General features: G+C 72.3%; 12 protein-coding genes, 1 pseudogene and 1 riboswitch. Of the genes and pseudogenes, 1 reads left to right on the top strand and 12 read right to left on the bottom strand.

Annotated features, from left to right (window positions below):
* Positions 1–5: 5 nt before the first annotated feature.
* The 8 genes and pseudogenes from M2266_RS03015 to metE form a co-directional block, all read right to left on the bottom strand.
* Positions 6–257 carry a hypothetical protein gene (locus M2266_RS03015; protein WP_277436686.1) on the bottom strand — a complete coding sequence of 84 codons (252 nt, stop codon included), beginning with the start codon at positions 255–257 and terminating at the stop codon, positions 6–8.
* A 174-nt stretch (positions 258–431) separates the two neighbouring features.
* Positions 432–1,175 (bottom strand): GntR family transcriptional regulator, encoded by a 744-nt coding sequence (locus M2266_RS03010; protein WP_277436685.1) that lies wholly within the window; start codon positions 1,173–1,175, stop codon positions 432–434.
* A 334-nt stretch (positions 1,176–1,509) separates the two neighbouring features.
* A complete protein-coding gene (locus M2266_RS03005; RefSeq protein WP_277436684.1) occupies positions 1,510–1,716 on the bottom strand; it encodes a hypothetical protein in 207 nt (68 codons plus the stop codon).
* Between the two features lie 34 nt (positions 1,717–1,750).
* Entirely contained in the window at positions 1,751–2,224 is a 474-nt protein-coding gene (locus M2266_RS03000; protein WP_277436683.1) for an Asp23/Gls24 family envelope stress response protein, read from the bottom strand.
* A gap of 109 nt (positions 2,225–2,333) precedes the next feature.
* Entirely contained in the window at positions 2,334–2,894 is a 561-nt protein-coding gene (locus M2266_RS02995; RefSeq protein WP_277436682.1) for a CAP domain-containing protein, read from the bottom strand.
* A gap of 262 nt (positions 2,895–3,156) precedes the next feature.
* On the bottom strand, positions 3,157–3,351 hold the full coding sequence (locus tag M2266_RS02990) for an antitoxin (RefSeq protein ID WP_277436681.1): 195 nt from the start codon (positions 3,349–3,351) through the stop codon (positions 3,157–3,159).
* 93 nt (positions 3,352–3,444) lie between these two features.
* Positions 3,445–3,855 (bottom strand): hypothetical protein, encoded by a 411-nt coding sequence (locus M2266_RS02985; RefSeq protein ID WP_277436680.1) that lies wholly within the window; start codon positions 3,853–3,855, stop codon positions 3,445–3,447.
* Between the two features lie 419 nt (positions 3,856–4,274).
* Positions 4,275–6,595, bottom strand: a pseudogene (gene metE / locus M2266_RS02980) (5-methyltetrahydropteroyltriglutamate--homocysteine S-methyltransferase).
* A 191-nt stretch (positions 6,596–6,786) separates the two neighbouring features.
* Positions 6,787–6,977: riboswitch (cobalamin riboswitch) on the bottom strand.
* Between the two features lie 482 nt (positions 6,978–7,459).
* On the opposite strand from metE, the gene cobF reads away from it, so the two are divergent.
* Positions 7,460–8,242: a precorrin-6A synthase (deacetylating) gene (gene cobF, locus M2266_RS02975; RefSeq protein ID WP_277436679.1), complete on the top strand. Its 783-nt coding sequence runs from the start codon at positions 7,460–7,462 to the stop codon at positions 8,240–8,242.
* On the opposite strand, the gene M2266_RS02970 is transcribed toward cobF, so the two are convergent.
* The 4 genes from M2266_RS02970 to M2266_RS02955 all read right to left on the bottom strand — a co-directional run bounded on the left by M2266_RS02970 (position 8,193) and on the right by M2266_RS02955 (position 12,585).
* Positions 8,193–9,002, bottom strand: a complete 810-nt coding sequence (locus tag M2266_RS02970) for a cobalt-precorrin-6A reductase (protein ID WP_277436678.1) — start codon at positions 9,000–9,002, stop codon at positions 8,193–8,195. The two genes, cobF and M2266_RS02970, sit on opposite strands and share 50 nt — an antisense overlap.
* A gap of 79 nt (positions 9,003–9,081) precedes the next feature.
* A complete protein-coding gene (locus M2266_RS02965) occupies positions 9,082–11,028 on the bottom strand; it encodes an ABC transporter permease (protein ID WP_277436677.1) in 1,947 nt (648 codons plus the stop codon).
* A gap of 102 nt (positions 11,029–11,130) precedes the next feature.
* Positions 11,131–11,943: a molybdate ABC transporter substrate-binding protein gene (gene modA, locus M2266_RS02960; RefSeq protein ID WP_277436676.1), complete on the bottom strand. Its 813-nt coding sequence runs from the start codon at positions 11,941–11,943 to the stop codon at positions 11,131–11,133.
* Between the two features lie 147 nt (positions 11,944–12,090).
* Positions 12,091–12,585, bottom strand: a complete 495-nt coding sequence (locus M2266_RS02955) for a hypothetical protein (RefSeq protein WP_277436675.1) — start codon at positions 12,583–12,585, stop codon at positions 12,091–12,093.
* Positions 12,586–12,737: the final 152 nt, after the last annotated feature.

The following is a 12,737-nucleotide window of genomic DNA, read 5'->3' as shown; positions in this document are numbered from 1 at the left end:
CTCCTTCAAGGGGTGGCGTCGGTGACGCCGCCCAACGCATCCAGGGGATCTGCCCACTCGATGACACCGACCTGCCGGGCTCCGCGGGACTCGATGACGAGCACGATCGTCCCGCGCGGCAGGGGCTCTTCGGACCAGGCGAGGAAGGTCTCGGTTCCGCCTCTGACGCGCACCAGGATCTCGCCGGGTCCGGCGGATCCTCGGGTGGCGATCAGAAGTTCCCCCGTGCAGCCGATAACAGCCTCGTCCCGCGCCATCGTCGACTGCCCCTTCGTCGTAGCGGATCTGGGAAGTCCGACCATAGTCCCCGGGCGACCGGCGGCCTATCCTCGGGGACCCGGTGGGTCGCATCGGGGGAGATCCGAGGGGGGCCGGTGCCCGGGGGCGGGGTCCGCGCGGGGCGTCCGGGCCGGCGGGCGGGGAGCGTGCCGTCAGATGCTGGGAAGGGCGAAGTCGTACACGAGCCGGGCCGGACCGGGCGGCAGCCGGAGGTCGGTGATCTCCAGGACGCGGCCGTGCTGGTCGGCGATGGTCCGCCGGATCGTCGGCTTCACCTGGTCCGCCGCGGCGGGGCGGGGGTCGTGGACCGGGGTGAGGTCGATGGTGTCGCGCCGGTGGGGGCGCAGATCCGCGTCGATCATCCACTGGTACAGGCCGCGCAGGTTGCCGCGGTGCGGCTCGGGGGAGCGGCGGTGCTCGGCCAGTTGGGGGATCTCCGCGAGCGCGATGGGTGAGAAGTAGGACGTGGCGTCGGCCAACTGGTCGCCGGGCACCGGCTCGACGCGTTGGTGGACGAGGGTGGGGGTGCCGGGGGTGAGGCCGAGCAGGCAGGCGATGTCGACGGGTGCGGGCGCGGTGCGCAGGACGCCGAGGGAGTTCTCGAACCCCTCGGGCGGGACGGCCGCCGTGTCGATCACCTGCTGTGGCAGCGCCGCGGGTACGGCTGCCGCGCGGGTGCCTCTGCGTCCGGTGGTGACCATGCCGCGCTCGCGCAGGAGTTGCAGGGCCTGGCGTACGGTCTGCCGGTTGACGCCGAAGCGGTCGGCGAGCAGGCGTTCGGCGGGCAGTCGGTCTCCCGGAGCGATGCGGCCCTTGTCGAGCTCGGCCTGGAGTCTGTCGGCGATCCGCTGGTAGAGCGGACGTGCGGGCGGGGCGGAGCGGGAGGAACGGGGCACAGCGGGTGATCCCTTCCCATGGGGAGTGACGCATGGTGATCGCACATGTGAGATCCGTTCCTCATACCTATCATTGGTCTATACCTCTAGCGAGCGTTACTCGGGAGTACGTCAGGTATTGGCGCGAACTCGCAGTTACCGGCCCCGATCCGCGCCGCGGCAGTGGTTGAGCGCGTCAACAAGCGACCCCCGCAATGTGACCAGCACATTGCGGGGGTCGGAAGGGACGGTGGTTCCCGGGCCGGGCACCCGGCCGCGTGCACGGTGCGTGAGGTTCGCGGCCACGCTTGAGAGCGTTTGCGGTCCGGACCACCGGGCGGTGCCGGCCGGTGGCTCAGCGCCGGGTGCGGTCGCGAGGGCCGTTGCCGGCGTCGCGGCTGCGGAAGAAGTCGTGGGGGTCGAGTTCTCCGTCCAGGAACTTCCCCGCCACGAAGCCGACGGCGCCCAGCGCCGCCACGAGCAGGAACGCACCGAACCCGCCGAAGTACCCGGCGAACGCCAGGGCCATGCCCGCGGCCAGTCCGACCAGCGCCATGCTCATCGCCCGCCCACCGTCTCCCGCGTCGGAACGCGGCTCACTGGACCCGCTGCTGCGGCTCGTCCTCGTCGTCGTCCTCTTCGTCCGGCAGCTTGACGTCGCCGATCGCGATGTTGACCTCGACGACCTCGAGCCCGGTCATCCGCTCGACCGCGGCGACCACGTTCTCGCGCACCGCGTTGGCGACGTCGACGATGGACACGCCGTACTCGACGACGAGGTCGAGGTCGAGGGCGGCCTGCGTCTCGCCGACCTCCGCCTTCACTCCGCGGGTGACGGACTTGCCGCCGCCCGGCACCCGGTCGCGCACGGCGCCGAAGGTACGCGAGAAACCGGTGCCCATCGCGTGCACGCCGCCGACATCGCGGGCGGCCATTCCGGCGATCTTCTCCACCACGCCGTCGGCGATGGTGGTCCGGCCGCGGGTCCCCGCGGCGCCGCGTGCCGGCTGCTTGCCTCCCAGGTCGGAACGGTCGGGCTCGGGCCGGTTCCGCGGTGTGCTGTCGCTCATGGTGCGTCGTCCCTTCGTATGGGCTGCTGCTTGTCCACGCTATGCACGGGTCACCGTCACCGCGCGTTGGGAGCGGCCGGGCGGAGCCCCTCCACGGGCGGGGAGACGGTCAGCGGGCGGCGAAGTCCTGGGTCCACCATGGGCCGTTCGAGCGCATGCTCACGCCCACGCCGATCTCCTTGAACGCGCAGTTCAGAATGTTGGAACGGTGCGCGCCGCTCCGCATCCACGCGGCCATGACCGCCCGCGGGTCCCTGGAGCCCTTGCCGATGTTCTCGCCCCACCGCTTCCACCGGTACCCGGCGGACGTCAGCCGGGAGCCGGGGTCCTTTCCGTCGGGCGTCGCGTGCTGGTAGTAGCCGCGCGTGGCCATGTCGTCGGCATGTTCCTGGGCGGCCGCCGTGAGCTTCGCGTTCACCGCCACCCGACGGCAGCCGTGCCTCACGCGTTCCGCGTTGACCAGGCGCGCCACCTGCTGGGCCCGCTGGTTCGCGGCCGCCGACGCGATGGCCGGGTACGGCTGCGGCGCCGCGACAGCGCTGTGACTCCCTCCCGCGCCTACGGCGGTGCCCGCGAGCAGGCCCGCGGCCACCGCCCATGCGGCGGTCGGTGACCGGTGCCGCCGGAGGAGTCGGCCGCGCTGGGGCGTGGGTATGGGATCGAGATGCACAGGACGCGCCTTCCGGGGGCTGGCGGCCACTCGCCGTACTGGGAGAGACACCTCGGTTGTTCGGGAGGGCGCACTGACGAGGAGCCGGACGATGGCAGAGGTATGAGGGCGGATCGTGCCCCGGGACTGCCGGGGGCCGCCACGGCGGCCGATTCTTCTGCCGGACGTGGGGCGAACGGACGCCCGGCGGAGCGTTCTCGATGTCCCGCCGGGCCGAACTCCGGGATCGGTCGGCCGGTGAACGCCGAACGGTGCGGGCCGGCTACCGGCCTGTCTCGTCGGTGGGCGGACGCGTGCCGCCGAACTGCTCGTTCATCTTCTCCTGGGCCGTGTCGACCTGGCCGCTGTACTTGTTCTGCGTCTTGCGGTCGACGAAGTCGCCGCCCTTCTCGACACCCTGCTTCGTCTGGTCCTCGTGACCCTTGAGCATGCCTTTGATCTTGTCGAGCATGGACATGTCGACCTCCTCGCGTGATGGAACAACATCTTCAGGATCTACGCGGAGGACGGGGTTCGCATTACGGGCGGCTCCGTGCGCCGGGCCGTGCGCTCAGGTCGAGCGGATCGCCACCGCCAGCACCAGGAGGACGGTGACGACCGCGCAGACGCCGTGCGCGACGACCGCCGTGACCGGGAAGTTCCGCTCGGCGGTCCGCTCGCCGTGTGAATGGCGCCCCGGGCTGGGCAGCCAGCGGAAGAGCATCATCAGGCCCAGGGACGCCACGACGAGCACGACGCCGCAGGCCGCCCACGCGGAGGCCGCCAACTCCCCGCAGAGGAAGACCGTCCAGGCCGCCAGGCCGACCACGGCCAGCGCGACGTGCCCCAGGATCAGCGAGACCGGCAGCCGGGTGATGCCCGCCTCGCGTTGCCGCAGGCCGCCGTGGCGCAACCAGATCGTGAACAGGTAGGCCCCCAGGGAAGCGGTGATCAGCCAGACGCCCAGAGCAACAGAGCCCATTCCCCCACACCTCGTTCGCTCGCTGTCGGGCGCCGCGTCCACGACGATCGGCGCGGCGCCCCCATCAGAGCGCTCCTCCGAATGCGGCCCAGGACAAACATTCCTTCCTTAGCCCGAAAGGATGAACGGGAGCGGCCCCGCCCGGCCTGGCGGCCGGCACTGCGCTAGGCCGTGTCTGACACATCCCGCCTGGCCCGGGACGCTTGGCACGCGCGCTCTCCCCCAGCTACCGCTGGGAGGGGCCCCCAGTTGTCGGGCCCGCCCCGGTACGTCCAGTACAGGGGCGACCCTCCGCCTTGGGATCGCACGCACCAGACGCCCCGGGCCCCGCCCTCCGGGCGGACGCCGGTATGTGTCCGACACGGCCTAGGTGTACCGGCCAGCCAGGTCGGGGACGGGTGGCCCCGGCCCCCCGCGCGTCAGGAGGGAATGGCCGGCAGCGTGGTCCGCACCTCGCGGGCGGCGGCGACGAGGTTCTCCAGTGAGGTCCGCACCTCCGGCCAGCCGCGCGTCTTCAGGCCGCAGTCCGGGTTGACCCACAGCCGTTCGGCGGGAATCGCCTCAAGGCCCTTGCGCAACAGGGCCGCAGCCTCGGCCGCGCCCGGGATCCTGGGGGAGTGGATGTCGTAGACCCCGGGACCGACCTCGCGCGGGTAGCCGGCGCCGGCCAGTTCGTCCGCGACCCGCATGTGGGAGCGGGCGGCCTCCAGGCTGATGACGTCGGCGTCGAGATCGTCGATGGCCTGGAGGATGTCGCCGAACTCCGCGTAGCACATGTGGGTGTGGATCTGGGTGTCGGGACGGACCCCGCCGGCGGTGAGGCGGAAGGCCTCCGTCGCCCAGCCGAGGTACTTCGCACGGCCGTCGGCGCGCAGCGGCAGCGTCTCGCGCAGGGCGGGCTCGTCCACCTGGATCACCGAACTTCCCGCTGCCTCCAGGTCGTTCACCTCGTCGCGCAGGGCGAGCGCGACCTGGCGGGCGGTCTCGCCGAGCGGCTGGTCGTCACGGACGAAGGACCAGGCCAGCATGGTGACGGGTCCGGTGAGCATGCCCTTGACCGGGCGCTCGGTGAGCGACTGCGCGAACCGCGTCCAGCGGACCGTCATCGGCTCGGGGCGGGAGATGTCCCCGGCCAGGATCGGCGGCCGGACGTAGCGGGTCCCGTAGGACTGGACCCAGCCGTGCCGCGTGGCGAGGTAGCCGGTCAGCTGCTCGGCGAAGTACTGCACCATGTCGTTGCGTTCGGGCTCACCGTGCACCAGGACGTCGAGGCCGGCCTTCTCCTGGAAGGAGATGACCTCGCGGACCTCGGTCTCGATACGGGCGTCGTACGCGGCGGTGTCGATGCGGCCGGCCCGCAGATCGGCCCGCGCGGTGCGCAGCTCGGTGGTCTGTGGGAACGAGCCGATGGTGGTCGTCGGCATCGGCGGAAGCCCGAGCAGGGCGCGCTGGGCGGCGGTGCGCTCCTCGTAGGGCTGGGAGCGGCGCGGGCGTCGCGGTCGGTGACGGCCGCCGCGCGAGCCCGGACGGCGGGGTCGTTGGTGAGGGCGGAGCCGGCCCGGGAGGCCAGGTCGGCGCGGTTGGAGCCGAGTTCGGCCGCGATGGTGTCGGTGCCCTGGGAGAGCCCGCGCGCCAGCGTGACGATCTCGGCGGTCTTCTGCCGGGCGAAGGCCAGCCAGCGGGCGATCTGCGGGTCGATGTCGCGCTCGGCCGAGGCGTCCAGCGGGACGTGCAGCAGGGAGCAGGAGGACGCCACATCGACGTGTCCGGCCAGGCCGAGGAGCGTGCCCAGGACGGACAGCGACCTCTCGTAGTCGTTGATCCAGACGTTCCGGCCGTCGACGACGCCTGCCAGCAGGCGCTTGCCGGGCAGCCCGCCGACGGCCGCCAGGTCGTCGAGGTTGGCCGCGGCGGGGCCGGTGAAGTCCAGCGCGAGCCCGTCGACGGGTGCCTTCACCAGGATCGGCAGGGCCTCCCCCAGCCGGTCGAAGTAGGACGCGACCAGCAGTTTCGGCCGGTCGGGGAGACGGCCCAGCACACGGTAGGCGCGTGCGGTGGCGTTGAGTTCGGCCGGGGTGCGGTCCTGCACCAGGGCCGGCTCGTCGAGCTGCACCCACTCGGCTCCGGCGGCCAGCAGATCGGCCAGCACCTCGGCGTACACCGGCAGCAGCCGGTCGAGCAGCGTCAACGGCTCGAAGTCCGCCGCCACGCCGGGAGCGGGTTTGGCGAGCAGGAGGTAGGTGATCGGACCGACGAGCACCGGGCGCGGTGCGAGGCCGAGCGCGAGCGCTTCCCGCAACTCGGCGACCTGCTTCGCGGAGTCGGCGCTGAAGACGGTGTCGGGACCCAGTTCGGGCACCAGGTAGTGGTAGTTGGTGTCGAACCACTTCGTCATCTCCAGCGGCGCGACGTCCTGTGTGCCGCGAGCCATCGCGAAGTAGCCGTCCAGAGCGTCGGCCGCGACCGCGGCGCGATGCCGCGCGGGGATCGCGCCGACCATGACGCTGGTGTCCAGGACGTGGTCGTAGTACGAGAAGTCACCGGTGGGGACCTCCTGGATGCCGGCGTCGGCCAACTGCCGCCAGTTGGTGCGGCGCAGCTCGGCGGCCGTGTCCCGCAGGGCGTCGGCACCGACGTCGCGCTTCCAGTAGCCCTCGATCGCCTTCTTCAGCTCCCGGTTCCGGCCCTGCCGGGGATAGCCGTGCACGGTGGAACGCGCGGTGGCTGACGTGCTGGTCATGGAACTCTCCTTCGCGAGTGTCTCCCATACGACCCCGGGAGGGTCGACGGCGCGAAGGACCACATACCGGACGGGATACACGTCGCCGAGACGCCGGAACGACGCATGCGGCACGTGCCCGTCTGATGTGTGCTCCGACCCGCCCTCGAGGTCTCCGGAATCACCGTGCGCCGTCGGGGGCGCGCGGGCAGTGGCAGGTCTTCGGACTCGCGGGCGCGTCTCGTACGGACACGAGACTCCTACTGGCCGGTCGCTTCCCAGATCCCTGCTCGGGTCCCAGTGCGTATGACGGCGGTCGTTCCCACTCACCGCTGCGGGGCAGTCCCGGAATTCCACCGGGTTCCCTCTTACGACGCGCCTGTCCGGCGGACAGGGCGAACCAGCTGCATCTCCCAGCCTAGGCCGTGTCTGACACATACCGGCGTCCGCCCGGAGGGCGGGGCCCGGGGCGTCTGGTGCGGGCGACCGCACGGCGGAGGGTCGCCCCTGTACTGGACGTACCGGGGCGGGCCCGACAACTGGGGGCCCCTCCCAGCGGTAGCTGGGGGAGAGCGCGCGTGCCAGGCGTCCCGGGCCAGGCGGGATGTGTCCGACACGGCCTAAGGGCTGGCCCGTAATCCCTGGTGGATCAGCGCGCGGCGTCAGGTGCGGTGCATCGCACGGCGGAGGGGCACTCGCATACTGGATGTATTCGGGCGTTCCGCCAACAGGCGAGGTGCCGTAGCCGTCGTCGGGCGCCCGCCAGGGATTACGGGGCGGCCCTCAGGGCAAGGGCGCGGGCGGCCAACTTTGTTCAGGTGCCGGACGGTGAGATGGGACCCCGCCGCGTGTACGGCCACCGAGCCATGGTGCAGACTCGACGCCGTGAGAAAGATCTTTGTCATCGGTATCGGCGCGGGCGACCCGGACCATCTGACGCTCCAGGCGGTCAAGGCGCTCAATCAGGCCGACGTGTTCTTCGTGCTGGACAAGGGCGAGGAGAAGTCGGACCTGGTCCAACTGCGCCACGACATCATCGAGCGGCACGTGACGCGTCCGCACCGGCTGGTGTCGGCGCAGGACCCCGACCGGGACCGGACGGCTCCGTCCCCGGTCTACGCGTCGGCTGTCGGTGACTGGCGCCACCGCCGCGCCGACATCTACGAGCACTTCATCGCCTCGGAGCTGGCGGACGACCAGTGCGGCGCCTTCCTGGTGTGGGGCGACCCCGCTCTGTACGACAGCACGCTGGGCATCCTGGAGGACGTCCTCGACCGCGGCACGGTCGCCTTCGACTACGAGGTCGTCCCCGGCATCAGCAGCGTCGCGGCGCTCGCCGCCAAGCACCGGACCGGGCTGAACCGGCCCGCGCGGCCCGTGCAGATCACCACCGGCAGGCAGCTGGCCGCGGGTTTCCCCGAAGGCGCCGACGACGTCGTCGTCATGCTCGACGCCCACCAGGCCTTCGCGCAGCTCCCGGACGACGGCGCCGACGTCACGATCTACTGGGGCGCGTACCTGGGCACCCCGGACGAGATCCTCGTCTCGGGACGGCTGCCCGACGTCGCGGAGCGCATCCAGGCGCTGCGTGCCGAGGCCCGCGCCCGCAAGGGCTGGATCATGGACACCTACCTGCTGCGCCGCACACCCGCCGGTGACCGGGACTGATCCCGTCCCGGGGCTGGACGGGCCCGGCGCGCAGCCACGCGACCGCCTCGCCGGGGGTCGCGGCCACGGGCACCCCTTCGGGCACCGGCGGGCGGCGTACGACGACGACCGGAACGCCGGCCTCGCGGGCGGCGGTGAGCTTCGCCGCCGTGGCCGGTCCGCCGCTGTCCTTGGTAACGAGGACGTCGACGCGGTGCCGGCGCAGCAGCTCCGCCTCCCCTTCGAGGGTGAAAGGTCCCCGGGCGAGCAGCACTTCCGAGGGCTCCGGCAGCGGCGGGCGCGGGGCGTCGACCGAGCGGATCAGGAACCACGCACCGGTCGTTCCGGCGAACGCGGCCAACCCCGTCCTGCCGGTGGTCAGGAAGATCCGCCGGCCCAGGTCCGGGAGCATCGCGGCGGCCTGGACCAAGGAGTCCGCGGGGTGCCAGCGGTCGCCCGGGCCCGCCGTCCAGCCGGGCCGCCGCACCGCCAGCAGGGGGACGCCGGCGGACGCCGCCGCCTGCGCGGCGTGCGAGCTGATGGCGGCGGCGAAGGGATGGGTGGCGTCGATCAGCGCGTCCACCGCGTGCTCGGTCAGCCAGCGGCGCAGTGCGTCCGGCCCCCCGAACCCCCCGATCCGCACCTCGCCCTCGGGCAGTCGCGGCTCGGCCACCCGCCCGGCCAGTGAACTGGTCACCCGCAGCGCCGGATCGGCGGTCAGCGATGAGGCCAGAGCGCGCGCTTCGGTGGTGCCGCCCAGGATGAGCACATGGCGTGTCACGTTCGCCGTTCACCTCCCTCGCCGCGTCCAGTGGGGAACGATGTCGCAGCTTATCGGGCCGTGGCGCCGGGATCGGGGGTCACAAGGTGACGAGGGTGACCTCGGTGGCCTTGACGCTGGTCCAGACCGATGTGCCGTCGGTGAGGCCGAGTTCGGCGGCGGCCTGGGGAGTGATCTCGGCGACGAGGTCGGGAGCCTGGTCGGAGGTGACGAGCAGGCGCAGGCGGCTGCCGACGGAGGTGATCTCGCGGATCGTGCCGGGCCAGACGTTGCGGGGGCTGCCGACGGGTCGGTCGCGGTGGACGGAGACCGCCTCCGGCGCGATGATCGCCAGGGCGCGCGCCCCGTCGGCGAGGGTCTCGGCGACGACGAGGTGTCCGCCGCCGGTCAGCGCGAGGCCATGGGCGGTCGCCGTACCGGGCCACGCGTTGCGGCCGAGCATCCGGGCGACCCAGGGGGAGCGGGGGTGACGGGTGACATCGGCGGGGGAGGCGTCCTGCAGGGCCTGCCCGTCCTCGAGGACGAGCACCCGGTCGGCGAGGGCGACCGCCTCGACGGGGTCGTGCGTGACGATCAGACAGACCCCGCCGAAACCGTCGAGGTGGGTGCGCAGGGTGTGCCGGACCTGGGCGCGGGTGGTCTGGTCGAGGGCGGCCAGCGGTTCGTCGAGCAGTAGCAGCCGGGGGCGGGCGGCGAGCGCACGGGCGAGGGCGACGCGTTGGGCCTGGCCGCCGGAGAGCTGCGCGGGCCTGCGGTGGGCGAGGTGGCCGACGCCGAGCCGGTCGAGCCACTGCTGGGCGGAGCGGCGCGCGGCGGCGCGCGGCACGCGATGCGTCCGCAGACCGTAGGCGGTGTTGGACAGCGCGCTCAGATGCGGGAACAGGGCTCCGTCCTGCGGGACCCAGGCGACACCGCGCCGGTGCGGTGGCAGGTCCGTGACGTCGGTGCCGCCGAGGCGCAGCTCGGCGTGGGCCCGATGGGTGAGGCCGAGCAGCGCGCGCAGGAGGGTGGTCTTCCCGGCGCCGTTGGGTCCGACGACGGCGATGGTGGTGCCGGGCTCCGCGTCCAGGGTCAGCCGGTTGAAGCCGGTGACGTCGGTGTGCAGCGCCCAGCGGTCCGGTGCGGCCCGCGGTTCCGGAGATTCGTCGGCCGGAGGGCGGTCCGTGACGGCATCGGCCGGCGGCTCGTCCGCGGGGCGCAGGTAGCCGCGCTCCCGGCCCGCCGGGCCGCCCGCCCAGCGGCCGCGCAGCGCGATCAGCACCGCCATCGCGATGACGAGCAGCAGCAGCGAGAGGGACGTGGCGGCCTCCGGCGAGTCCTGCAGGAGCAGGTAGACCTCGAGCGGCAGGGTCTGGGTGGTGCCCGGGAGGTTGCCCGCGAAGGTGATGGTCGCGCCGAACTCGCCCAGTGCACGTGCCCAGGTGAGTGCCGCGCCCGCCGCCAGGCCCGGGGCGACCATGGGCAGGGTGACGGTGAAGAACACCCGCACCGGCGAGGCGCCCAGGGAGGCGGCGGTCTCCTCGTATCGGGGGCGCAGCCCCGCCAGGGCCCCCTCCAGGCTGATGACCAGGAACGGCATCGCCACGAAGGTCGCCGCGACCACCGCTCCCGAGGTGTGGAACGGCAGCACGATGCCGAATGTGTTCTCCAGCCACGGCCCGAGCAGTCCCCGCCGCCCGAAGCCGAGCAGCAGCGCGACGCCGCCCACCGTGGGCGGCAGCACCATCGGCAGCAGCACCAGCGAGCGCACCAGTGATTTGCCGGGGAACTCGACCCGGGCCAGCAACCACGCCAGCGGCACCCCGAGCAGCAGCGACAGCCCCAGCGCCCAGAACGACACCACCAGCGACAGTCTCAGCGCCGTGGTGACGTCGGGGCTCGCCAGGTGGGTGCCGATGTCACCCCAGGCGGTGCGGGAGAGGATGCCGACCAGCGGCATCAGCAGGAACGCGATCGCCAGCAGGGCGGGCAGCGCCAGCGCGAGCGGGGTGCGCGGGCCGCGTGCTCGGCTGCGGATGCGTCTCATCGGCGGTTCCTGGGATCGGGGCGGGCGTCAGCGGTGACCGGGCTGCCCGGCCCCGGTCCGGACAACCTCGCGGCAGGGTGAAGCTACCGCTTCCGCGCACGACTACGGCTGCTGGAAGCCCGCCGCCCGCAGGATCTGCTGTGCCTCGGGGGTGCTCAGCCACGCCACGAACGCGGCGGCGGCTTCGCTGTTCTTCGTGGTCTTCAAGGTAGCGGCCGGGTACGACGCGACGGCGTTCTGCGCGTCGGGGATCTCGATGGCGTCGACCTTGCTGACGGCGCTCGCGGCGTCGGTCGCGTAGACGATGCCGGCGTCGGCCTCGCCGAGCTCGACCTTGCTCAGTACGGCGCGGACGTTCGGCTCCTGCGAGACCGGCTTGACGACGATCTTCTGCGCGTCGAGGACCTGCTTGCTGTACCGGCCGACGGGGACGGTGGGCGCGGCCAGGACGACCTTGAACTTGGTGTCGGCCAGGTCCTTGAGGGCGGTGATCTTCAGCGGGTTGCCCTCGCCGGTGGCGATCACCAGGCGGTTCTTGGCGATGATCGCCGGGGTGCCGGTGTCGGACTTCAGGCCGTCCATGGTCTTGGTGTCGGCCGTCACCAGGGCGTCGGCCGGCGCGCCCTGCTTGACCTGCGCGGCGAGTTCCTGCGAACCGGCGAAGGAGAACTTCACCGTCGTGCCCGGGTGGCTCTTCTCGTACGCGGCGCCGGCGGTCTTGAAGACATCGGTCAGCGAGGAGGCGGCGAGCACCGTCAGGGCGGCCTTGGGAGCCCCGGAGGTGGAGGCGGACGGGGCGGCCGAGGAGTCGGTGTCCTTCTTGTCATCGCTGCTGCAGCCCGCGACGAGCGGAACGAAGAGGGCAGCGGTCACGATCGCGGCGGCGGCGCGGCGTCTGTCGAAGGCGAAGGACATGGCAGTGGTCTCCCTGTGACGTGGCTGTTCGGCCAACCAGGGCCGCATGTGCGACACCGTAGGGGCAATTCCATGGCATTTGCAATTCATGATGCGAATCTCCATGGCACCTGCCAGGCTATTCGGCGAAAGGTCCAACGGCGGTGATCAGACGGTGAGAAGAGCGAGACCGATCCGGCTCCTGAACACGCTCCAGGTGGAGGTCTCCGTGCCGTAGACGCCCGGTACGGGAATGTCGTCGCTCATGGGGTGGCAGAGGGCGACCAGCACCTGCCCCCTGGGGGTGCCGCCCAGGACCCCGACGTTCAGACCGGTGCGCTCGCAGATCAGCGACGTCGCCCACAGGTCGGCGCCGCCCGCGATCGGGCCGATGCTCACCCGGCGCCCGCCCAGCGAGAAGGGTTCGGCGACGGGGGGTCCGCCGCGGGCCGCGTCCCGCACGGACAGGGCGGCCGGCGCGTCCTCCGGGCCGAAGTAACCGGAGCCGTCGTCGCCGGCCGTCGCCGACGCGGTGTGCAGATACCGCCCGTCCGGGCCGAGGAGCGCCGCGGCGTAGGCCACACCCGGCTTCCCGATGATGTCGGCTCGTAAGAAGCCGTCCCACGCCGCGGCGGAGCCCTCCGGTGTGATGGGTCGGCTCATCCGATTCCCCCTCCGGGCGGTGCACGCGGCGGCTGCTCCCGTCGTCATGCCCCATCGTCCGGCCGCGGAATCGTGGATGCAACCCAAAAGTGCTTCTTGGCCTGGTGTATAGGAGGTAAGGATGGCGATTGTCCCGCATGCGCGGTCGTAAG

Source organism: Streptomyces sp. SPB162, from assembly GCF_029504575.1.
In the GTDB taxonomy this organism is placed as follows: domain Bacteria; phylum Actinomycetota; class Actinomycetes; order Streptomycetales; family Streptomycetaceae; genus Actinacidiphila.
Note: the sequence above shows the minus strand (reverse complement) of the source record. Positions and strands in the feature narration are given on the sequence as shown.

Bases quoted from the DNA above. Each gene is read 5' to 3' on its own strand.
- M2266_RS02990 (WP_277436681.1), bottom strand. From the start codon at position 3,351: ATGTCCATGCTCGACAAGATCAAAGGCATGCTCAAGGGTCACGAGGAC.
- M2266_RS02985 (WP_277436680.1), bottom strand. From the start codon at position 3,855: ATGGGCTCTGTTGCTCTGGGCGTCTGGCTGATCACCGCTTCCCTGGGG.
- M2266_RS02965 (WP_277436677.1), bottom strand. From the start codon at position 11,028: ATGAGACGCATCCGCAGCCGAGCACGCGGCCCGCGCACCCCGCTCGCG.
- M2266_RS02955 (WP_277436675.1), bottom strand. From the start codon at position 12,585: ATGAGCCGACCCATCACACCGGAGGGCTCCGCCGCGGCGTGGGACGGC.
- M2266_RS03000 (WP_277436683.1), bottom strand. From the start codon at position 2,224: ATGAGCGACAGCACACCGCGGAACCGGCCCGAGCCCGACCGTTCCGAC.
- M2266_RS03005 (WP_277436684.1), bottom strand. From the start codon at position 1,716: ATGAGCATGGCGCTGGTCGGACTGGCCGCGGGCATGGCCCTGGCGTTC.
- M2266_RS03015 (WP_277436686.1), bottom strand. From the start codon at position 257: ATGGCGCGGGACGAGGCTGTTATCGGCTGCACGGGGGAACTTCTGATC.
- modA (WP_277436676.1), bottom strand. From the start codon at position 11,943: ATGTCCTTCGCCTTCGACAGACGCCGCGCCGCCGCCGCGATCGTGACC.